A 19,300-nucleotide genomic window follows, 5' to 3' on the forward strand; every position below is an offset into this window, starting at 1 on the left:
GCCCGCCCGGTTCTGGACTGAGTGGAGCGGGGGAGCGAAGCGGAGGAGCGGAGGGAGGGAAGAACCGGGCCAAAGGGGCCGCGAACCCGCCGTAGCGGAGCGGAGGCAGAGAACTCAGTGGCCGAGGCGGCCTCGGCCGAGGCGGAGCAGGAGCATCGCCAGCGTGTGGCCTTCCTGGCCGAGCTCGCTGAAGCGCTCGAGCACCTTCATCTCGCGCGAGTGCACGAGCTTGGGCCCGCCGTTGGCCATGCGGGTGCGGCCGATGATCCGCGACACTTCGGTGCGGCGTTTGATGGCGGCCAGGATCTCGGCGTCGAGTCTGTCGATTTCCTTGCGCAGCTTGTCGATCTCCGCCTCGGAGGGCAGGGTCCCGGTCGCCTCGAGGTCCTCGGGCAACGCCTCAGCGGGCAGGGCGGCCTCCGCCCCGGTAGCAGGCTCGGATTGTCCCGTCGTCGAGATGCTCATACTTCACTCCTCGTGGTCCAGAACGTCGATCGGTGGGCGGCCCCGACCCGTTACCGATCGGTCCTACAACCAAAAAATCAGACTTATGGGCCTCTATTGTCCCCCCGGCGGCGGGCTCAGTCGCGGGCTGTCACCTGGGCGCCGGTCATGGGTCAGTCTGCCATGTGCCAGGTACAAACCAAAACAGGTTCATTTGTGAATCTCCTGAGTGTTTGTGGGGTTTGTGGGACCGCCCACCGCACCGTGCGAAGACTGCGGACCGGCACTTATCGGACACCTCGGACGCCGGACTGTTCACCTGTCGGTGCCCGCCGGTAGCGTGGATGGGCGATGAAGACGACGGTGGCACAGGACGAGCAGAAGACCGAGCAGTTGCTCGAAGGGCTGAACCCACAACAGCGCGCCGCGGTGACCCACACCGGCTCCCCGTTGCTGATCGTGGCGGGCGCCGGATCCGGAAAAACGGCCGTTCTGACCCGCCGCATCGCCTATCTTCTCGCCGACGGCGCGCGACCCGGCGAAATCCTGGCGATCACCTTCACCAACAAGGCCGCCGCCGAGATGCGCGAACGCGTCACCGGGCTCGTCGGCCCGCGCGCGGCCGGGATGTGGGTGTCCACCTTCCACTCCAGCTGCGTCCGCATCCTGCGCACCCAGGCCGGGCTGGTCGGCGGGCTCAACTCCAACTTCTCGATCTACGACGCCGACGACTCGCGGCGGCTGCTCGCGATGGTCAGCCGGGACTTCGAGATCGACGCCAAGAAGTACACCCCGCGCCTGCTCGCCACCGCGATCTCCAACCTCAAGAACGAGCTCATCGACCCGGACAAGGCCGAGGCCGACGCCGCGGCCGACGACACCGAGCTGCCCAAGCTCGTCGCCCGCGTCTACGGCGAGTACCAGCGCCGGCTGCGCGCGGCCAACGCCCTGGACTTCGACGACCTCATCGGCGAAACGGTCTCGCTGCTGCAGCGGCACCCGCAGGTGGCCGAGTACTACCGGCGGCGCTTCCGGCACATCATGGTCGACGAGTACCAGGACACGAACCACGCGCAGTACGTGCTGGTGCGCGAACTGGTCGGGTACCACCTGCCGAAGGACTCCGAGGACCGCGTGCCGCCCAGCGAGCTGGTCGTGGTCGGCGACGCGGATCAGTCCATCTACGCCTTCCGCGGCGCGACCATCCGCAACATCGAGGAGTTCGAGCGCGATTTCCCCGATGCGGAAACCATTCTGCTGGAACAGAACTACCGCTCCACCCAGCACATCCTGACCGCGGCCAACGCCGTCATCGCGCGCAACGAGAACCGCCGCGAGAAGAAGCTGTGGACCGATCAGGGCGACGGCGATCTGATCGTCGGATACGTCGCGGACAACGAACACGACGAGGCCTCGTTCGTGGCGCGCGAGATCGACCGGCTGGTCGACTCGGGTGACGCCAACTACAACGACGTCGCGGTCTTCTACCGCACCAACAACAACTCCCGCGCGCTGGAAGAGATCTTCATCCGCATGGGACTGCCCTACAAGGTGGTCGGCGGCGTGCGGTTCTACGAGCGCAAGGAGGTCCGCGACATCGTGGCCTACCTGCGCGTGCTGGAGAACCCGGACGACGCGGTGAGCCTGCGCCGGGTGCTCAACACGCCCCGCCGCGGCATCGGCGATCGCGCCGAAGCCTGCGTGGCCGTGCACGCCGAGCAGCGCAACATCGGTTTCGCCCAGGCCCTGCGCGACGCCGCCGACAACAAGGTGGCCCTGCTCAACACCCGCGCCCAGCGCGCCATCGCGGGCTTCCTGGACCTGCTGGACGAGATCCGCGCCGCGGGCGTGCAGGAGAACCTCGACTTCCCCGATGTCGGCAACGTGGTGCAGGCCGTGCTCGACCGCACGGGGTACCGCGCCGAACTCGAGGCGTCCGACGACCCGCAGGACGGCGCGCGACTGGACAACCTGAACGAGTTGGTCAGCGTCGCGCGCGAATTCAGCTCCGAGGCGCGCAACAACGTCGAGGCGTCCATCGCCGAGGGCATCATTCTCGAACCCGCCGAGGGCGAGCCGGAACCGGGTTCACTGGCCGCGTTCCTGGAACGGGTCTCGCTGGTCGCCGACAGCGATCAGATCCCGGACGAGGGCACCGGCGTGGTCACGATGATGACCCTGCACACCGCCAAGGGGCTCGAGTTCCCGGTCGTCTTCGTCACCGGCTGGGAGGACGGCCAGTTCCCGCACATGCGCGCGCTGGGCGATCCGACCGAACTCGCCGAGGAGCGGCGACTGGCGTACGTCGGCATCACCCGCGCCCGCCAGCGGCTGTACCTGTCCCGCGCGGTCATCCGCTCGGGTTGGGGCCAGCCCGTCTCGAACCCGCAATCCCGCTTCCTGGACGAGATTCCGCAGCATCTGCTGGACTGGCAGCGCCTCGAACCCACCCCCTCCCAGTCCCAGCGCGGCCTGCGCCGCCGCGAGGAGAGCTCGGGTTTCGACCGCGACTGGACCAGCCGCGAGAGCTGGAACGAGCCCCGCCCCGGCATCCGCGGCGACCGCCGCCCCGCGCCGTCGAGCACCCCCGCGGGCAAGCGCAACAACACCGGCCTGGTCCTGGCCGTCGGCGACCGCGTCAGCGACGACAAGTACGGCATGGGCAAGGTCGTCGCCGCCGAGGGCTTCGGCTCCCTGGCGACCGTGACGATCGACTTCGGCACCTCCGGCAAGGTCCGCCTGATCCCCCAGTACAGCCGCACCCTCACCAAGCTCTGAAAACGCGAATCGCCCACCCGATCGGATCGGGTGGGCGATTCGGTTGTTTCTGTCCCTCAGTCTCTTTGGACACCCAGGGAGATGCCGCGGGACGCGAGCCACGGCAGGGGGTCGATCTTGTCGGAGCCGTTGAGCCAGACCTCGAAGTGGCAGTGCGGGCCGGTGGAGAAGCCGCGGTTGCCGATCGTGGCGATCTGATCGCCCGCCATGACGCGCTGGCCCTGGGAGACGGTGGCGGTATCGATGTGGCCGTAGATGGTCACGGTGCCGTCGTCGTGCAGCAGGCGAACCCACATGCCGAAACCCGACGCGGGACCGGCCTCGATGACCGTGCCGTCCGCCACCGCGTAGAGCGGCGTGCCGATCGGCGCGGCGATATCGACGCCGGTGTGCTGCACACCCCAGCGCTGACCGAAACCGGAGGTGTAGTTACCCGCGGCGAAGAACTTCGCGAAGATCGGGCGCAGTTTCGCGGCCTCGGCCTCGGCCAGATCCGCGGCGTACTGCGCGCCCTTGGCGAGGATGTCGTTGAACTGATCGAGTCCGGCCGGGGCGCCCGAGGCGAGCACCTGCGGGGAACCGCTGGCCGCCTCGACCAGACCGCCGTCCAGGGTCTCGTTCGAGGAGATCTCCCGAACCTGCGCGGCCGCTTGGTAATCCACGGTTTCCACGGCGGGGGAGGACACCGAGTCCATCCCGGCCTGACCGGCCGCCACGACCGCGCCGGCGGCCACGGCCACCACGGCGGCGCGGCCCTTGAGCGCGGCGGGCGGTGCGGGCAGTCGATGCGCGCCGGCTGCGCGGCGGCGGCCGCCGGAGCGGGTGGGCCGGGCGGCGGCGGAATCGTCTTCGGGCTTTTGCTGATCGACGCGCGCGCCGTCGCCGGAGAATTCGAGCCGGGCGCCGGAGGCGGTGCGGAAGCTGTAGACCGGGCGGTGTTCACCGGAGGGGGCCGGGTCGGCGTCGTCCCAGGCGGACTGCCGCTGCGGGACCCATTCGCCCGCGTCGGGCGCGTTCCAGGTGTCGGCGGGCGCCCCCTGCCAGTCGGAATGCGGTTCGTCCCAGGCGGATTGGTCGGCGGCGCCGGAGTTCCAGGCGGACTGTTCGTCCCAGGCGGCGGCGTTCTCCCAGCGGGGCTGGGCGTTCCACTCCGATTGGGCGGCCTGCCAGGTGGGCTGCGGCTGCCGATCGGCGGGCTCGCCCCAACTCTCGGCGGCGTTCCAGGAGTCGGCGCCGGAGTTCCAGGCGTTCGCACCGGAATTCCAGTCTCCGGCGGGGGCGGCCCAGGACTCCCGGGACCCCCAATCGCCGTGCGAGACCTGCGTGGGGGTGGGCTGTGGCGCCTCGTAAGCGTTGTCGGCGTCCTCGCGGTATCGATGGCCGTGTTTGGCCCGATGGCGCGTGGTGAAGGAATCCGCGCTCATCGGCGCTGGTCCGGGATGTGCCGCGATGCTGACGGAGTGCCTGCGGAGCGGAGCTCTACCTGCGGAGCGCTGTGCTGCGTCAAGCCTGCCGTCCTCCTGTCGTGACCGGGTTGTGACATCGACCGCATCGACGGTAACGAAACGATTGCGGGTCAGCAAGCGATGGACATGGTTCGACGCACCGGTGTGACATTCATCACTCTAGGTGGCGGAATTTCCTCACTGTGCCCGGGGTAACCCAGTGAGCCGCGGCCACTACATTTTGTAGTAGCCGATACCGGTCTCCGGGATTCGCGGGCCCTACCTGGCGGACCGTCAACAAGCTACCGGCGAGTAGCAATTTCGTGCGGTTTTACGGGAGCGGAGACAGCACCGTGACCTGCGCCACTTAGGCTGTATGCGGCTGATTTCGGCTCCGTTCGACTGATTAGAGTCCGACCCGACCCACTGGCCTCGAGCGATCTGCAAGCAGTCGCAAGGGCCGACCGCGGGACGCCAACACAGACGTTGTCACCACAACGCAGACGAGACGGTGAGTACATGGATCTCTTCGAATATCAGGCGAAGGAACTCTTCGTGAAGCACGGAGTGCCTTCGTCGGAGGGCCGCGTCGCGGACACGGCCGAGGAAGCGCGTGCGATCGCCGAAGAAATCGGCAAGCCGGTCATGATCAAGTCCCAGGTCAAGGTCGGCGGCCGCGGCAAGGCCGGTGGCGTGAAGTACGCCGCCACCGCCGACGACGCGTTCACCCACGCGACCAACATCCTGGGCCTGGACATCAAGGGTCACGTCACCAAGAAGGTCCTGGTCGCCGAGGCCAAGGACATCGCGGAGGAGTACTACATCTCCTTCCTGCTCGATCGTTCCAACCGCAGCTACCTGGCCATGTGCTCGGTCGAGGGCGGCATGGAGATCGAAGAGGTCGCCGCGAACACCCCCGAGCGCTTGGCCAAGGTGCCCGTCGACGCCGTCAAGGGCGTCGACCTCGCCTTCGCGCGCTCGATCGCCGAGCAGGGCCACCTGCCCGCCGACGTGCTCGACGCCGCGGCCGTGACCATCCAGAAGCTGTGGGAGGTCTTCATCGGTGAAGACGCCACCCTGGTCGAGGTCAACCCGCTGGTGCGCACCCCCGACAACGAGATCCTGGCCCTGGACGGCAAGGTCACCCTCGACGCGAACGCCGAGTTCCGCCACGCGGACCACGCGGCCTTCGCCGACATCGAGGCCACCGACCCGCTCGAGCTCAAGGCCAAGGAGAACGACCTCAACTACGTCAAGCTCGACGGTGAGGTCGGCATCATCGGCAACGGCGCCGGTCTGGTCATGTCGACCCTGGACGTCGTCGCCTACGCCGGTGAGAACCACAACGGCGTGAAGCCCGCCAACTTCCTCGACATCGGTGGCGGCGCCTCGGCCGCCGTCATGGCCGCCGGTCTCGACGTCATCCTGGGCGACGCCCAGGTCAAGTCCGTGTTCGTGAACGTCTTCGGCGGCATCACCGCCTGTGACGCGGTCGCGAACGGCATCGTGGGCGCGCTGGAGACCCTGGGCGTCGAGGCCAACAAGCCGCTGGTCGTCCGTCTCGACGGCAACAAGGTCGAAGAGGGCCGCAAGATCCTCGCCGACTTCAACCACCCCCTGGTCACCCTCGCCCAGACCATGGACGAAGGCGCCGACAAGGCCGCCGAGCTGGCTGCGGCCAAGTAAGGACACGAACCAACATGTCTATCTTCCTGAACAAGGACAACAAGGTCATCGTCCAGGGCATCACCGGCGGCGAGGGCACCAAGCACACCGCGCTGATGCTGAAGGCGGGCACCAACGTCGTCGGTGGCGTCAACGCCCGTAAGGCCGGCACCACCGTGTCGCACGTCGACGCCGACGGCAACACCGTCGAGCTGCCGGTGTTCGCGACCGTCGCCGAGGCCATCGAGAAGACCGGGGCCGACACCTCGATCGCGTTCGTGCCGCCGGCCTTCTCCAAGGACGCCATCATCGAGGCCATCGACGCGGAGATCCCGCTGCTCGTGGTCATCACCGAGGGCATCCCGGTGCAGGACTCCGCCTACGCGTGGGCCTACAACGTCGAGAAGGGTCAGAAGACCCGGATCATCGGCCCGAACTGCCCCGGCATCATCACCCCGGGTGAGGCGCTGGTCGGCATCACCCCGGCCACCATCGCGGGCAAGGGCCCGATCGGCCTGGTCTCCAAGTCCGGCACCCTGACCTACCAGATGATGTACGAGCTGCGGGACTTCGGTTTCTCCACCGCCATCGGCATCGGCGGCGACCCGGTCATCGGCACCACCCACATCGACGCCATCGAGGCGTTCGAGAAGGATCCCGAGACCAAGCTCATCGTCATGATCGGCGAGATCGGCGGCGACGCCGAGGAGCGCGCGGCGGCCTACATCCAGGCCAACGTCACCAAGCCGGTCGTCGGCTACGTCGCGGGCTTCACCGCCCCCGAGGGCAAGACCATGGGCCACGCCGGCGCCATCGTCTCCGACGGCGCGGGCACCGCGCAGGGCAAGAAGGAGGCCCTCGAGGCCGCCGGTGTGAAGGTCGGCAAGACGCCGTCCGAGACCGCCGCCCTGGCGCGCGAAATCCTGGAGAAGGCGTCCATCACCGCCTGATCCCCGGATCGCACGAAGGCCGCCTTCCCCGCGGGGGAAGGCGGCCTTCGCCGTTCGCGCGCGCTCGCGGCGTCGCCGAATCGGTATGCCGAATCGGGATATTCGCGGCGGGCCGCGCGGCACTACGTGATGACCCCCGACGTCGAGTGCAGTAGCGTCGGTAGGAGTTCGTGAACGACTCGATAGGAGCGACGACATGTCATACCCGACCGGGGGCTCGGGATACAACGGGCCCGCGCCGACGCCTTCCAACGCACCAGGCTACGGCTCGCAGCCCACGGGCGGTCCCGCAGCAGGGTCGAGTACGACGGCGGCTTCGGCCAAGGGCCTGCCTTTCTTTCTGACCGTGGGCGTTGTCGCCCTCGGCGCCATCAACTTCCTGCTCGGCCTGCTGGATTTCGCGAAGGTGGACAAGTCCGCCCTCGCCGATTCCAGTGAGAACGACGCCTTCGGCGGCGGTCTGCTCAGCGCGGGCGGCTCGGCGCCGGTGGCGCTGCTGCTGCTGGCCGCGCTGATCGCCGGTTTCTCGTTGCTGCCCAAGCAGACCAAGCAGACCGGCATCGTCGCCGCGGCGTCGGTGGCGGGTTTCATCACGCTGCTGTTCCAGGTGTTCACGCTGTCGAGCTTCCTGGATCCGGCCGGCGCCGCCTGGGCACTGCTGTTCCTGTCCCTGGTGCAGGCGGTCGTCGCCGTGCTCGCGCTGCTGTTCGAGCTGGGCGTGGTCAAGCCCCCGGCTCCGAAACCGGCTGCGCCGCAGGGCTTCGGCGGGCAGCCCGGCTTCGGCCAGGGCGGCTACGGCCAGCAGGGCTACGGCCAGCAGGGTCAGCAGCCGGGCCAGCAGAGCTACGGCCAGCCCGGCCAGCAGTTCGGCCAGCCCGCGCAGCAGCAGGGTCAGCAGCCGGGCTACGGCACCGGCCCGCAGTACCAGCAGCCGGGGTACTCCCAGCAGCCCGCCGGATACGGCACCGGCTCCCAGCCGACCTACGGCCAGCAGCCGTCGTACGGCCAGCAGCCGGGTCAGCAGAGCTACGGCCAGCCGGGCCAGCAGTTCGGCCAGCCCGCGGGCAGCGCCGACGCCACCCAGCACTTCGGTGGCGCGAATCCGCGTCCGGCGCAGCCGTTCGGCGGCGAGCAGAACGCCGATCCGGCCGCCGACGCCACGCGCGCGTTCCGTCCGGGCCAGGACGACAAGTAGGTCGGTAGCAGTTCGAACGGCCAACGGCCCCCGGGGAAACCCGGGGGCCGTTGCCGTTTCGGCCGATGGACCGACGGAACCACTCGGCGCGCCTGAGTCTTCAGCGTGTCCGAAGCTGCCACGCTGGTTTTCCATGAGTGCTCCGAGAACTACCCTGGCTCGGGTGACCGATGAGGATGTGCGGGCTGTGCCGCGTGGTTCGGTCCGGCCGGGTGGGGGTTTCGGGGGCGGGTTCGGCTCGCTGACCCCCGAACGGGCCAGGGTGCTGTTGATCGTCGCCACGCGGGCTTCGAGCGTGACGCTGCTGATCGTTTTCGGGCTGGTGTTCGGGACGCTGGCGGCCGCGGGGAGCGGCTATTCGGGGGCCTCGGGCGCCATCGCGGCGAGCTGGCTTGCGGTGCATCAGGTTCCGCTGACGATCGGCAAGACCGCGATCGGGCTGTGGCCGCTGCTGCCGACCGGATTCCTGCTGTGGCTGGCCGCGCGCGACTGTGCCGCAGCCGCCGCGCAGTACGCCGATTCGGAGGATCGCGACGGGAACCATTGCACCCCGGTCGATCTGGCCTGGATCGCGGGCGCCGCGGTCGGCGGGCCGCTGCTGATCACCGCGATCTGCCTGGCGGTGGCCGATGACGCGGCGGCCGTGGTGCCGCTGCAACCGCCGAACACGCTGTCCGCGTTCGGCTGGGTGATCGGCCTGCACCTGCTGGCCGTGCTGTTCGGGGTCGGCGCCCGGCACTGGCGCGACTTCGCGGAGCTCGCGCCGATTCCGGTGCCGGACTGGGTGGTTCCGGGCGTCCGCGCGGGATTCCGCGCGGCCTGGCGGCTGGCGGCGGTGGCCGGTGTGGCCGTGCTGGTTTCGTTCCTGGTGCACTTCGCGTCGATCGGCGACACCTACGCGACGGCCGGAAACTTCGTCGGCGTACTGGGTTTGAGCCTGCTGTCGCTGGCGTATCTGCCCAACGCGGTCATCGACACGGTGAGCGTGCTGGTCGGCGGTGAGCTGCGCGTCGGCCCGGGTTCGCTGAGCCTGTTCGGCGTGGAGGGCGCGCCGGTGCCGGCGGTGCCGCTGGCCGCGGCGGTGCCTTCGGGTCCGGCGGCGGGCTGGTGGTTCGCGTTGTTGCTCGCCCCGGCGGCGGTGGCCGTGCTGTGCGGCCTGGATTGTGCTCGCAGCAGCGATGATCGGCCCGGCGCGCCCTGGGCCACGCTCACCGCGGCGGGCGTGGTGGCGGCGCTGTTCACCCTGATCGCCCTGCCCGCCGGTGGTGAACTGGGCACCTTCGGCTGGATCGGCCCGAGCACCGGGGTGTCGGCGGTACTGGTCGCGCTCTGGTTCGCGGCCGGCGGCTTCCTGGGTCTGTTCGGCGCGCGCTGGTTCGCGATCCCGGCGGCGGGCGCCGCGGGCGTCGCGGCCGCCGGTGCCGCGTACGACCCGGTCGCGGACGACGACTACGCGGAGACCGACTACGCGGACGACGACTACGACGACGCCGAGTACGCGGACGACTACTACGAGGACTCCGAGTACGAGGACGATCGCTACGACGACGAGTACGCGGACGACGAGTACTACGACGACTACGAGACCCCGCGCGACACCGACGAGATCGACGGCGAACTCGTCGACGAACCGCTCGCGCTCGACGTCGAATCGCCGGCCGAATCCGAGGAGAACGCCGACATCGTCGACGCGGAAGTGGTAGAGGGAGACCTGCCGGACAAGTCGTAGGTGGGCGGTCGTTAGGCTCTGGGGTGGCGGTCACGCCCCCGCCGTCTCCATTTCCACCCCCGACACAGGGAGTAGTGCGCTGAGTTCCACGCCCGCCCAGCTGCTACCGCCGTCCGCGCCCGCGACCGTCGTCGTGCTCGCCTCCGGCACCGGCTCGCTATTGCGTTCGCTGCTCGAAGCGACCAGGGAGCCGGGGTATCCGGCCCGGATCGTCGCCGTCGGCGTGGATCGCGAATGCGCGGCCGCCGCGCACGCCGAGGAGTTCGACGTCTCCTCGTTCATGGTGGAGCCGGGCGATTTCGAGAATCGCGCGCAGTGGGATCAGGCGCTGACCGAGATCGTGGACGCCTTCCAGCCGGATCTGGTGGTCTCCGCCGGATTCATGCGGATCCTGGGCCCGGCGTTCCTGGCGCGCTTCGGCGGCCGGGTCATCAACACCCACCCCGCGCTGCTGCCGGCGTTCCCGGGCGCGCACGGGGTGCGGGACGCGCTGGCCTACGGGGTCCGGGTCACCGGTTCCACCGTGCACCTGGTCGACGCCGGTGTCGACACCGGCCCGATTCTCGCGCAGGAGCCGGTTCCGGTGCTGCCCTCGGACGACGAGGGTTCCCTGCACGAACGCATCAAGATCGTGGAGCGGCGGCTGCTGGCGGAGGTCGTCGCCGCCGTCGCGAACCGAGGCATTGTCTCCGATGGACGAAAGGCAGTTATCCCAGATGAGGTTCTCCGGTGAGTGAGCGCAAGCCCATCAAGCGGGCTCTCGTGAGCGTCTACGACAAGACCGGCCTGATCGAGCTGGCCACCGGCCTGCATCAGTCCGGCGTGGAGCTGGTCTCGACCGGTTCGACCGCGGGCAAGATCGCCGAGGCCGGTATCCCGGTCACCAAGGTGGAGGACCTGACCGGTTTTCCGGAGACCCTGGACGGCCGGGTCAAGACCCTGCACCCGCGCGTGCACGCGGGCATCCTGGCCGACACCCGCAAGAGCGAGCACGTCGACCAGCTCGCCGAGCTCGGTGTCGAGGCGTTCCAGCTCGTCGTGGTGAACCTGTACCCGTTCACCCAGACCGTGGCCTCGGGCGCGAGCATCGACGAGAGCGTCGAGCAGATCGACATCGGCGGGCCGTCGATGGTGCGCGCCGCCGCCAAGAATCACCCGTCGGTCGCGGTCGTGGTGGACACCGGCGCGTACGACGACGTGCTGAAGGCGGTGCAGGACGGCGGTTTCACCTTCGCGGAGCGAACCGCGCTGGCGGCCAAGGCTTTCCAGCACACCGCGTCCTACGACGTCGCCGTCGCCAGCTGGATGACCAGCGTGGCCGCGCCGTCCGCAGCCGCCGAGGATCCCGAAGCCGAAGCGCCGCAGCGCTTCCCGGAGTGGATCGGCGCGACCTGGACCCGTGACGACGTGCTGCGCTACGGCGAGAACCCGCATCAGGGCGCCGCGGCGTACAGCGCCGAGGCCGGCCCGGAGGGCTTGGCGCAGGCAACGCAGTTGCACGGCAAGGAGATGTCGTTCAACAACTACACCGACGCCGATGCCGCCTGGCGCGCCGCCTTCGATTTCGAGGCGCCCGCGGTGGCGGTCATCAAGCACGCCAACCCGTGCGGTATCGCGGTCGGCGCGGACATCGCCGAGGCGCACCGCCGGGCGCACGCCACCGACCCGGTGAGCGCGTACGGCGGCGTGATCGCGGCCAACCGCGAGGTGAGCGTGGAGATGGCCGAGCAGGTCGCCGAGATCTTCACCGAGGTCATCGTCGCCCCGGCGTACGCGCCCGGTGCGGTGGAAGTGTTGCAGCGCAAGAAGAACGTGCGCGTGCTGGTCGCGACCCCGCCGCAGCGGCAGGGCCCGGAGCTGCGTCCGATCAGCGGCGGCGTGTTGCTGCAGGAGCGCGACGTGCTCGACGCCGAGGGTGACGATCCGGCCAACTGGACCCTGGCGGCCGGCGCTCCCGCCGATGCCGCGACCCTGGCCGATCTCGAATTCGCCTGGCGCGCTTGCCGATCGGTGAAGTCCAACGCGATTCTGCTGGCGAACGACGGCGCGGCCGTCGGTGTGGGCATGGGGCAGGTCAACCGCGTGGACTCCTGCAAGCTGGCGGTGGACCGGGCGGGGGAGCGGGCCGCGGGCTCGGTCGCCGCGTCCGACGCGTTCTTCCCGTTCTCCGACGGCCCGGAGATCCTGGTCGCCGCGGGCGTGCGCGCAATCGTGCAGCCGGGTGGTTCGATTCGCGACAGCGACACCGTCGAACTGTGCAAGGCGGCGGGCGTGACCCTGTACCTGACGGGTGCCCGGCACTTCGCGCACTGAGTTGTTTCCGGCCCCGGGCCGCGCGTAGGCGTAGCGGTCCGGGGTCATTCGAGGCCGGTTGCGGTTCGTCCCGACGAATCCGCAACCGGCTCTTCGTTTTTCGGTGCCCTCCCGAGTCCGGGCGGTGTAACTACTTGACGCTGAGGACCGTTCGATCGCCCACCGGGGACTTCAGCTCGAGCTCCAGGCTGCCGAAGACCATGATCATGGTGCACATCTTGCCGACGGCGTCGGGGCGGGTGCCCGAACGCAAAGCCACAGTGACTGTTTTGTCGGTTTCGGTGGCGGTGGCGTCCACGCCGTAGCACTCGGGCGCGCCGGTCTGGAAGTTCACCGAGATCTTGTTGCCGTCCAGTCGAGTCCAGCTGTCGAACTCCAGGGGGTGCGGGTTCACGATGGCCGGATCGGCGGTGAACGGCCGGCCGATCTGGCCCGGTGACGCCTCGGCCGGGGTGGCCAGGCCGGCGCTGGTCGTGATGCCGGACTGTGGGCTGTCGTCGGCGTTTTCGGTGTTCCCGCAGGCTGCGACGCCGAGGCAGAGCAGCCCGGCGGCTGCGGAGGCGAGGAGGCGGCGTCCCCAATTCCCGTACATGGGCGCCAGCCTAACGGTCCGACCGGTCGGGGCGGATGTGACGGGGTGGCGAATATCCAGCGACAGTGAGCCAAATTATCCGATGACTCGGCGCGTATTCTCTGCGCGGTTCGTCGGGATAGCAGTAGCCTCGATGGCAGATGTGCGAATGCACTTACGCGCCATCGACTTATCTCATGATCTCCCCTCCCGAAAGGACATGCCGTGGGCGACGCATTGAAAGTTGGCGAAGAACTTGGTCTCGGTCAGTCGCTCAAAGGCGGCGCGTACTCGCTGACCCTGCAAGAAGACGGCAACCTGGTGCTGACCGAGCCGGACGGCAACGTCGTCTGGGCCGCGGGCACCAACGGCAAGGGCGTCAAGCGCGCGGCGCTGCAGGACGACGGCAACTTCGTGCTCTACAAGGACGACGGCGCCGAATGGTCCACCGAGACCAACGGCAAGTCCGTGGACCGCCTGGTGGTGCAGCCCGACCGCAACGTCGTGCTCTACGGCTCCGAGGGCGCCGTCTGGTCCACCGGCACCAACACCGACAACCCGATCGTCGTCGAAGAGGAGACGGTGGCCGCCGCGGTCGACGCCCCGCCGCCGGCCGAGGCCCCGCCCGCCGCCCGCACCCACACCGTCGCCCCCGGCGAGACCCTGTGGGCCATCGCCGAGCAGTACTACGGCGACGGCAACCGCTACGGCGACATCGCCGCCGCCAGCGGCGTCGACAACCCGGACCTCATCCACCCCGGCCAGGTCCTGACCATCCCGTAAGGCGCACGCCCCACGGATATCCCGATGGCCCCGGTGCTCTCGCACCGGGGCCATCGCGCGATCCGGGCGGCCTGTCGCGCACTCGCGGTGTGGCACAGCCCATCCGCCTCGCACCAGCGCCTGTACCAGGGGCGCAGCCCACCTCTTCCTCATACACAGTGCCCCTGATGCGAATGCATCAGGGGCACTTGGTATTTCCCCTCCGAGGGGATGAGCCGGTCCTACCGGCTCGTGAACGGCAGCAACGCCATTTCGCGTGCGTTCTTCACCGCGATGGCGACCTGCCGCTGCTGCTGCGGGGTCAACCCCGTCACGCGGCGGCTGCGGATCTTGCCGCGGTCGGAGATGAACGTGCGGAGCAGGTTCACGTCCTTGTAGTCGACGTATTCCACGCCCGCGGCGATGAGGGGATTCTTCTTGGGCTTGCGGCCCTGTTCTGCGCGGGCCTTCTTCGAGGGTGCTCGCTTCACTGCCATGTCAGCGGTTCCTTCTCACGAGATCTTCGGTTTACCAGCTCGATTTGCGTACACCGGGCAGTTCACCCCGGTGAGCCATCTCTCGCACTCGAATTCGCGAGAGACCGAACTTCCGAAGGTGGCCACGCGGGCGTCCGTCCGCGGCGTCCCGATTGCGCAAGCGTACCGGACTGGCATCGCGCGGCAGCCGGCCCAGGGCGGACTGCGCCGCCGCCTTCTCCTCCGGCGAGAAGGAGGGCTTGCGGATGATCTCCTTGAGCTCCGCGCGGCGCTCGGCGTAGCGTGCGACGATCTCCCGGCGCACTTCGTTTTTCATGATCTTCGACTTCTTGGCCATGTCAGCGGTCCTCGCGGAAGTCGACGTGCCTGCGCACGACGGGGTCGTACTTGCGCAGCACCATGCGGTCGGGGTCGTTGCGCCGGTTCTTGCGGGTGACGTAGGTGTACCCGGTCCCGGCCGTGGACTTGAGCTTGATGATGGGCCGGAGTTCGGTCGATTTCGATGCCATCTGGTTCCTCTCAGATCTTCTGGCCCGCGGCGCGCAGCCGGGCCACGACCGCCTCGATGCCGTCGCGGTCGATGGTCTTGATGCCCTTGGCCGAGACGGTCAGCGTGACGCGCCGGCCCTCGCTGGGCAGGAAGTAGGTCTTGCGCTGGATGTTGGGATCCCAGCGCCGGCTGGTTCGCACGTGTGAGTGCGAGACGGACTTGCCGAAGCCCGGCTTACGCCCGGTGACCTGGCAGATGGCCGACATGGTCGCTCCCTTCGCGTCATACTGCCCCGGTTCTACATGCAGATGACAATCGTTTTCGACAACGGATCTATTCCAATGTACGCTGAGCCCTCGGTAAATGAAAATCGTTGTCGAAAGGGGTACGGCGGTGTCAGACACCGGTGCCATCAGCGGCCACCACAACCAGCTCGAGCGCGACCGCCGCACGCCCGTGCTCGTTCTCGCGGGACTGCCCGGCCGCGCCGCGGACGGGGTGCAGCGTGCGGCCGGGGCGCTGGGCGCCGAGCCCGGCACCATCGTGGTCCGCCACGACCTGAGCGAACTGCACGAGGGCGTCGTGCGCCGCATCGTCCGGTTGAACGGCCGCGAGGACATCTCGGTGCTCGAACTCGCGCACGGCTGCGTCTCGTGCACGCTGCGCATGGACCTGCTGCCGTATCTGTGTCAGCTCGCGACCCGCGATTCGGTCCGCCGCATCGTGCTCGCGCTGGATCCGGCCTTCGAGGCCGAGGCGGTGTGCCAGGCCATCCGGCACGTCGTGGTCAGCGACATCGTGGGCCGGGTAGACGGCCCGGCCGGGCGCAACGTGCGCATCGAGTCGGTACTCACCTGCCTGGACGCGGCGGACTGGCTCGCCGACGCCACCGGCGACGAGACCCTGGCCGAACGCGGGCACGCCACCGCCGACGACGATCGAACCATGGCGCAGCTCGCCGTCGGCCAGGTCGAATTCGCCGACGCCCTGCTGGCTTTCGACGGCGGAGTGGATCCGGTGGACCGGCTGCGCACCGCCGCGGTACTGGCCCGCCTGGCCCCGATGGCGCCGGTGAGCTGGCTGCCCGAGCCCGCGGCGCTGGACGCCGGCCCGTCCTCGGGCATGCTGCGCGCCGACGCCCTTTACGGCCTGCTGGACCGCGTTCCGGCCACCGCGCGCCGCGGCCACGGCTTCGACCCGCACACCTCGCTGCTGCGCGGTGAGCCGCCGCTGGAACCGGACTGCGGGGTGGAGCTGCTCGAATTCGCCACCGACCGCCCCTTCCACCCCGAACGGCTGCACACGGCCATCGACGTCCTGCTGGAGGGCGTGGTGAGCGCGCGCGGCCGGGTGTGGCTCGCGACCCAGCCGGAGGAAGTGGTCTGGCTGGAGTCCGCGGGCGGCGGCCTGCGGGTCGGCGGCGCGGGAAAGTGGCTGGCCGCCATGACATCCGAGGAAATCGAACAGGTCGATCCGGAGCGCCGCATCATGGCCTCGATGCGCTGGCACGAGCACTTCGGCGACCGGCACACCGCGCTGGTGATCCTGGTGCACGACGCGGACGCCGAGGAGATCCGGCACGCCCTGCACTGGGCGCTGGTCGACGAGGACGAGCTGCGCCAGGTGCGGTTCGCGCCCGAGCGGGTCGCGGCCTGGGAAGACCCGTTCGGTGATCAGCACGAGGAGCCGTGCGACACAACCAGATCCACGCCGGTCTCCGGCGACGGCGGTTCCCGCCAGAACGAAAGGTGATGTGATGAAAGCAGGAATCCACCCCGACTACCATCCGGTGGTCTTCGAGGACTCGGGCACCGGAAAGCGTTTCATCACGCGTTCCACCGCCACCTCCGATCGCACTGTGGAGTGGGAGGACGGGCAGACCTACCCGCTGATCGTGGTCGACGTGACCGCCGATTCGCATCCGTTCTGGACCGGCGCGCAGCGCCTGCTCGACACCGCGGGCCGGGTCGAGAAGTTCGAGCGCCGGTTCGGTAAGCGGGTGCGCGGCGGCGGCGCCGGGAACCCGGCCGCCGCGGGCGCCGGAAAGGAGAGCTGACATGGCGGTTCCGAAGCGGCGGATGTCGCGATCCAATACCCGCAGCCGGCGTTCGCAGTGGAAGGCCACCGCGCCGGATCTGGTGCCGGTCACCGTTGCCGGTGTGGTGCACCGGGTTCCGCGCCGGTTGGTGCGTGCGGTGACGCTCGGGCTGGTGGATCCCCGCGAGCTCTGACACCGCGCCGGCATCGGTGTCCCGGGCCGGACTTTGTGCGAGAGGATCTAAAAAGTCTTCTCAAAGTTGTGAATCCGTGCTGTTGCGACGGTATTCTCATGGCCGAGGGCGGGTTCTTCTGGTGACAGAAGAACCCGCTCATCGCCACTTTCGGGGCAGTCGAACCCCTTGCGCGCCGGAGAATTACCGGCAAACCAGCCAATTCGACTGATAATTACCGACATCCGGCACACTCTCAGTCGATCGGCCCGGGGCCGGCCGCAATTCGATCCTTCGAATCGTCACTTTGTCTGTTCTGTCCGCTTTGTGGGCTATCGCCCCACCCCGGCAGCGGCAGATCCGGCAGCAATTGCTCGAGCCGGGCCAACTGTTCGGCCACCGCGGTCGCCGGTCCCTCCAGGAGGGAGAACGGGAACGGCCAGTGATGCCCGGAGATCCGCGCGACCTCCTCGGAGAGGTCGGCGGTGGTGGCTTCCAGTTCGCTGATCTCGGTGCGTAATTCGTCGATCAGGGTGAGCGCGGCGGCCAGGGCGTCGACCAGTGTGCGGTGATTGCCCTGCGCGTCGTCGCCCAGTTGCGGCCAGCCCGCCAGCCCGGGCCCGCGCAACTGGGTCTGGATGTCGCGCAGAATTTGGTCCTGTTCGGGCGTCAAGTCCTGTTCCTCCTGTTCGAAGTCCCACTGGCCGAAATCGATTCGGTCGGTCTCGTTCACATCGCACTGCACGCCGTTGACGTAGACCTGCTCGCCGGTCTGCAACAGCTGCGCCCGCGGCTCGCGATTGCTGCCCGACCAGGCCACCGTCTGCCACGCCCAGTCCGCGACCCCGGCGTCCAGGGCCCTGGTCACGGGCCAATAGCCGCCGTAGATACCGACATTCGTGCTGCCGAGCACGGTCGCCGCGCCCTCGAGGTAGGCGTTGATCTGCCCCTGCTGCTGCGGTGTCGCGTCGAAATCGGCGGAGAAGTAGATGGGCCGATCCGTGCGCCCGCCGCAGCGCAGCACCTGCGCCAGCGCGGTCCGCGCGTCGGTGACGCCGGCGCCGTAGCCGTCCAGCATGCGCGCGGCCGTGGTCTCCCAGTTCGAGACGATCGAGACACCGTGTGCGCGTAGATCTTCGGCCTCGGCGGGGGTGAGCAGTTTGCCCGGCAGCGAGGCTCCGCCGCTGGAGAGATAGCGGACGACGAAATCGAACCCGGCGGCGCGAATCGCGCTCGCCCCGGGCCGACCCGCGGCGTAATCCAGCCCGAAACGCATGACACTCATCGTAATTCGGGCGTCGCGCCGGGGCACGGCAATCCCGAAGTCCGTCCCGGACCCGGAAACGAGTCGGGCCGGGTCGCTGTCGGCGACCCGGCCCGGAAGTGCTCGTGCGGCACGCGATCAGTGCGGCAGCACGCTGCGCGGTCCCGACTGGCGCGAGGCCACCGCCAGCGACGGGCTGTGCGCGAGATCCTGATCCGTCGGAGCGGACTGCTGCCTGGCCTCACGCCGATCGGGCGCGACCAGGATCGCGGTGATCGGAATGGCCAGTGACAGTGAGCCGATGATGAAGAACGGTACGAAGAAGTTGAACAGCTCGTCGCCGTCGGGCATGACGGCCGACCCGTCCAGGTGCGCGGTCAATCCGGTCAGCCCGGCGTAGTGCATACCGGTCACCATGATCGCGTAGGCCAGCGATCCGGCCAGCAGCACCGGCACCGACTGCGCCCACAGCATGAACCACAGCAGCAGTCCGGACATGAGCGCCGCGATGACGTACACCGCGATGATCGACACCAGCCCGCGGTCGATGGTGCCGCGAATCCGGATCGCCGACAGCAACAGCAGGTGCACGGTCCCGAGCCCGGCGGCCATGACCAGCGCGCCGACCGCGATGCGCCACCAGCTCAGGGTCTTACCCGCGATGATCAGCGCCGCGAACACCACGAAACCGGACAGCGCCGAGAACAGCGTCGTCAGGGTGGTGTCGTAGCGGATCTGGCCACCCTTGACCTCGAAGCCGAGCATGGAGACGAAGACCGACAGCGCCACGCCGACGCCGCCGATGGAGCTGGCCGCGACGAACAGCCACACCAGGCGGAACCGCGCGGTCACCGATTTGGTGGACTGGCGAATACACGCCAGGCCACAGGCGGCACCGGCGACCGACACGATCAGTGTCAGGCCGATCACCCAGTAGCCCATAGAGAAATAGATCACCCTGAACCCCTGCTTTCGTGTCTCTCCGCG

At 68.9% G+C, this 19,300-nt stretch carries 20 protein-coding genes; 11 read left to right on the forward strand and 9 right to left on the reverse strand.

Annotated elements, in window-relative coordinates; genetic code table 11:
• Window positions 1-114 precede the first annotated feature (114 nt).
• Window positions 115-465: a chorismate mutase gene (locus tag ACWDOP_RS21835; protein WP_454201733.1), complete on the reverse strand. Its 351-nt coding sequence runs from the start codon at window positions 463-465 to the stop codon at window positions 115-117.
• A gap of 330 nt (window positions 466-795) precedes the next feature.
• Here ACWDOP_RS21835 and pcrA point away from each other — a divergent pair, with 330 nt between their 5' ends.
• Window positions 796-3,222, forward strand: coding sequence for a DNA helicase PcrA (gene pcrA, locus ACWDOP_RS21840; protein WP_456346550.1), 2,427 nt, complete (start codon window positions 796-798; stop codon window positions 3,220-3,222).
• Between the two features lie 56 nt (window positions 3,223-3,278).
• On the opposite strand, the gene ACWDOP_RS21845 is transcribed toward pcrA, so the two are convergent.
• Entirely contained in the window at window positions 3,279-4,646 is a 1,368-nt protein-coding gene (locus tag ACWDOP_RS21845; RefSeq protein WP_456346551.1) for a peptidoglycan DD-metalloendopeptidase family protein, read from the reverse strand.
• Window positions 4,647-5,186: 540 nt separating this feature from the next.
• On the opposite strand from ACWDOP_RS21845, the gene sucC reads away from it, so the two are divergent.
• The 6 genes from sucC to purH all read left to right on the forward strand — a co-directional run bounded on the left by sucC (window position 5,187) and on the right by purH (window position 12,519).
• Complete coding sequence (gene sucC / locus ACWDOP_RS21850; RefSeq protein WP_456346552.1) at window positions 5,187-6,353, forward strand: ADP-forming succinate--CoA ligase subunit beta; 1,167 nt, start codon at window positions 5,187-5,189, stop codon at window positions 6,351-6,353.
• A 14-nt stretch (window positions 6,354-6,367) separates the two neighbouring features.
• On the forward strand, window positions 6,368-7,282 hold the full coding sequence (gene sucD / locus ACWDOP_RS21855; RefSeq protein ID WP_456346553.1) for a succinate--CoA ligase subunit alpha: 915 nt from the start codon (window positions 6,368-6,370) through the stop codon (window positions 7,280-7,282).
• A gap of 196 nt (window positions 7,283-7,478) precedes the next feature.
• The gene (locus tag ACWDOP_RS21860) at window positions 7,479-8,477 is read left to right on the forward strand and encodes a DUF5336 domain-containing protein (protein ID WP_456346554.1); all 999 of its coding nucleotides are present in this window, start codon (window positions 7,479-7,481) and stop codon (window positions 8,475-8,477) included.
• A 163-nt stretch (window positions 8,478-8,640) separates the two neighbouring features.
• Complete coding sequence (locus tag ACWDOP_RS21865; protein ID WP_456346555.1) at window positions 8,641-10,206, forward strand: cell division protein PerM; 1,566 nt, start codon at window positions 8,641-8,643, stop codon at window positions 10,204-10,206.
• A 49-nt stretch (window positions 10,207-10,255) separates the two neighbouring features.
• The gene (gene purN, locus ACWDOP_RS21870) at window positions 10,256-10,939 is read left to right on the forward strand and encodes a phosphoribosylglycinamide formyltransferase (protein WP_454201843.1); all 684 of its coding nucleotides are present in this window, start codon (window positions 10,256-10,258) and stop codon (window positions 10,937-10,939) included.
• On the forward strand, window positions 10,936-12,519 hold the full coding sequence (purH, locus tag ACWDOP_RS21875) for a bifunctional phosphoribosylaminoimidazolecarboxamide formyltransferase/IMP cyclohydrolase (protein WP_456346556.1): 1,584 nt from the start codon (window positions 10,936-10,938) through the stop codon (window positions 12,517-12,519). Before purN ends, purH begins: the two co-directional genes overlap by 4 nt.
• A gap of 130 nt (window positions 12,520-12,649) precedes the next feature.
• On the opposite strand, the gene ACWDOP_RS21880 is transcribed toward purH, so the two are convergent.
• On the reverse strand, window positions 12,650-13,111 hold the full coding sequence (locus tag ACWDOP_RS21880) for a hypothetical protein (RefSeq protein WP_456346557.1): 462 nt from the start codon (window positions 13,109-13,111) through the stop codon (window positions 12,650-12,652).
• A 204-nt stretch (window positions 13,112-13,315) separates the two neighbouring features.
• On the opposite strand from ACWDOP_RS21880, the gene ACWDOP_RS21885 reads away from it, so the two are divergent.
• Window positions 13,316-13,873, forward strand: a complete 558-nt coding sequence (locus tag ACWDOP_RS21885) for a LysM peptidoglycan-binding domain-containing protein (protein ID WP_454201742.1) — start codon at window positions 13,316-13,318, stop codon at window positions 13,871-13,873.
• A 221-nt stretch (window positions 13,874-14,094) separates the two neighbouring features.
• Here the strand turns inward: ACWDOP_RS21885 and rpsR are convergent, their stop codons facing one another.
• Genes rpsR through rpmB form a run of 4 tightly spaced genes read right to left on the reverse strand, consistent with a single transcriptional unit; the run spans window position 14,095 to window position 15,105 of the window.
• On the reverse strand, window positions 14,095-14,349 hold the full coding sequence (rpsR, locus tag ACWDOP_RS21890; protein ID WP_454201743.1) for a 30S ribosomal protein S18: 255 nt from the start codon (window positions 14,347-14,349) through the stop codon (window positions 14,095-14,097).
• 31 nt (window positions 14,350-14,380) lie between these two features.
• The gene (gene rpsN, locus ACWDOP_RS21895) at window positions 14,381-14,686 is read right to left on the reverse strand and encodes a 30S ribosomal protein S14 (protein WP_454201744.1); all 306 of its coding nucleotides are present in this window, start codon (window positions 14,684-14,686) and stop codon (window positions 14,381-14,383) included.
• 1 nt (window position 14,687) lies between these two features.
• On the reverse strand, window positions 14,688-14,858 hold the full coding sequence (rpmG, locus tag ACWDOP_RS21900; RefSeq protein WP_454201745.1) for a 50S ribosomal protein L33: 171 nt from the start codon (window positions 14,856-14,858) through the stop codon (window positions 14,688-14,690).
• A gap of 10 nt (window positions 14,859-14,868) precedes the next feature.
• Window positions 14,869-15,105: a 50S ribosomal protein L28 gene (gene rpmB, locus ACWDOP_RS21905; RefSeq protein ID WP_456346558.1), complete on the reverse strand. Its 237-nt coding sequence runs from the start codon at window positions 15,103-15,105 to the stop codon at window positions 14,869-14,871.
• Between the two features lie 127 nt (window positions 15,106-15,232).
• Here rpmB and mrf point away from each other — a divergent pair, with 127 nt between their 5' ends.
• Genes mrf through rpmF form a run of 3 tightly spaced genes read left to right on the forward strand, consistent with a single transcriptional unit; the run spans window position 15,233 to window position 17,070 of the window.
• Window positions 15,233-16,591 carry a ribosome hibernation factor-recruiting GTPase MRF gene (mrf, locus tag ACWDOP_RS21910; RefSeq protein WP_456346559.1) on the forward strand — a complete coding sequence of 453 codons (1,359 nt, stop codon included), beginning with the start codon at window positions 15,233-15,235 and terminating at the stop codon, window positions 16,589-16,591.
• 4 nt (window positions 16,592-16,595) lie between these two features.
• On the forward strand, window positions 16,596-16,895 hold the full coding sequence (locus ACWDOP_RS21915) for a type B 50S ribosomal protein L31 (protein ID WP_454201748.1): 300 nt from the start codon (window positions 16,596-16,598) through the stop codon (window positions 16,893-16,895).
• A 1-nt stretch (window position 16,896) separates the two neighbouring features.
• On the forward strand, window positions 16,897-17,070 hold the full coding sequence (gene rpmF, locus ACWDOP_RS21920; RefSeq protein ID WP_456346560.1) for a 50S ribosomal protein L32: 174 nt from the start codon (window positions 16,897-16,899) through the stop codon (window positions 17,068-17,070).
• Between the two features lie 235 nt (window positions 17,071-17,305).
• On the opposite strand, the gene ACWDOP_RS21925 is transcribed toward rpmF, so the two are convergent.
• Both ACWDOP_RS21925 and ACWDOP_RS21930 read right to left on the reverse strand, forming a co-directional pair.
• On the reverse strand, window positions 17,306-18,325 hold the full coding sequence (locus ACWDOP_RS21925; protein ID WP_454201750.1) for a DUF1906 domain-containing protein: 1,020 nt from the start codon (window positions 18,323-18,325) through the stop codon (window positions 17,306-17,308).
• Window positions 18,326-18,451: 126 nt separating this feature from the next.
• Window positions 18,452-19,270: an MHYT domain-containing protein gene (locus ACWDOP_RS21930; protein ID WP_456346561.1), complete on the reverse strand. Its 819-nt coding sequence runs from the start codon at window positions 19,268-19,270 to the stop codon at window positions 18,452-18,454.
• Window positions 19,271-19,300 lie beyond the last annotated feature (30 nt).

The organism is Nocardia sp. NPDC003693, from assembly GCF_053981095.1.

What these genes read in the sequence shown, in the direction of transcription:
- ACWDOP_RS21835 (WP_454201733.1), bottom strand. Translation starts at nt 465, where the DNA reads ATGAGCATCTCGACGACGGGACAATCCGAGCCTGCTACCGGGGCGGAG.
- sucC (WP_456346552.1), top strand. Translation starts at nt 5,187, where the DNA reads ATGGATCTCTTCGAATATCAGGCGAAGGAACTCTTCGTGAAGCACGGA.
- ACWDOP_RS21845 (WP_456346551.1), bottom strand. Translation starts at nt 4,646, where the DNA reads ATGAGCGCGGATTCCTTCACCACGCGCCATCGGGCCAAACACGGCCAT.
- ACWDOP_RS21915 (WP_454201748.1), top strand. Translation starts at nt 16,596, where the DNA reads ATGAAAGCAGGAATCCACCCCGACTACCATCCGGTGGTCTTCGAGGAC.
- pcrA (WP_456346550.1), top strand. Translation starts at nt 796, where the DNA reads ATGAAGACGACGGTGGCACAGGACGAGCAGAAGACCGAGCAGTTGCTC.
- rpmF (WP_456346560.1), top strand. Translation starts at nt 16,897, where the DNA reads ATGGCGGTTCCGAAGCGGCGGATGTCGCGATCCAATACCCGCAGCCGG.
- ACWDOP_RS21860 (WP_456346554.1), top strand. Translation starts at nt 7,479, where the DNA reads ATGTCATACCCGACCGGGGGCTCGGGATACAACGGGCCCGCGCCGACG.
- sucD (WP_456346553.1), top strand. Translation starts at nt 6,368, where the DNA reads ATGTCTATCTTCCTGAACAAGGACAACAAGGTCATCGTCCAGGGCATC.
- rpsR (WP_454201743.1), bottom strand. Translation starts at nt 14,349, where the DNA reads ATGGCAGTGAAGCGAGCACCCTCGAAGAAGGCCCGCGCAGAACAGGGC.
- rpmB (WP_456346558.1), bottom strand. Translation starts at nt 15,105, where the DNA reads ATGTCGGCCATCTGCCAGGTCACCGGGCGTAAGCCGGGCTTCGGCAAG.
- ACWDOP_RS21925 (WP_454201750.1), bottom strand. Translation starts at nt 18,325, where the DNA reads ATGCGTTTCGGGCTGGATTACGCCGCGGGTCGGCCCGGGGCGAGCGCG.
- rpsN (WP_454201744.1), bottom strand. Translation starts at nt 14,686, where the DNA reads ATGGCCAAGAAGTCGAAGATCATGAAAAACGAAGTGCGCCGGGAGATC.
- rpmG (WP_454201745.1), bottom strand. Translation starts at nt 14,858, where the DNA reads ATGGCATCGAAATCGACCGAACTCCGGCCCATCATCAAGCTCAAGTCC.
- ACWDOP_RS21880 (WP_456346557.1), bottom strand. Translation starts at nt 13,111, where the DNA reads ATGTACGGGAATTGGGGACGCCGCCTCCTCGCCTCCGCAGCCGCCGGG.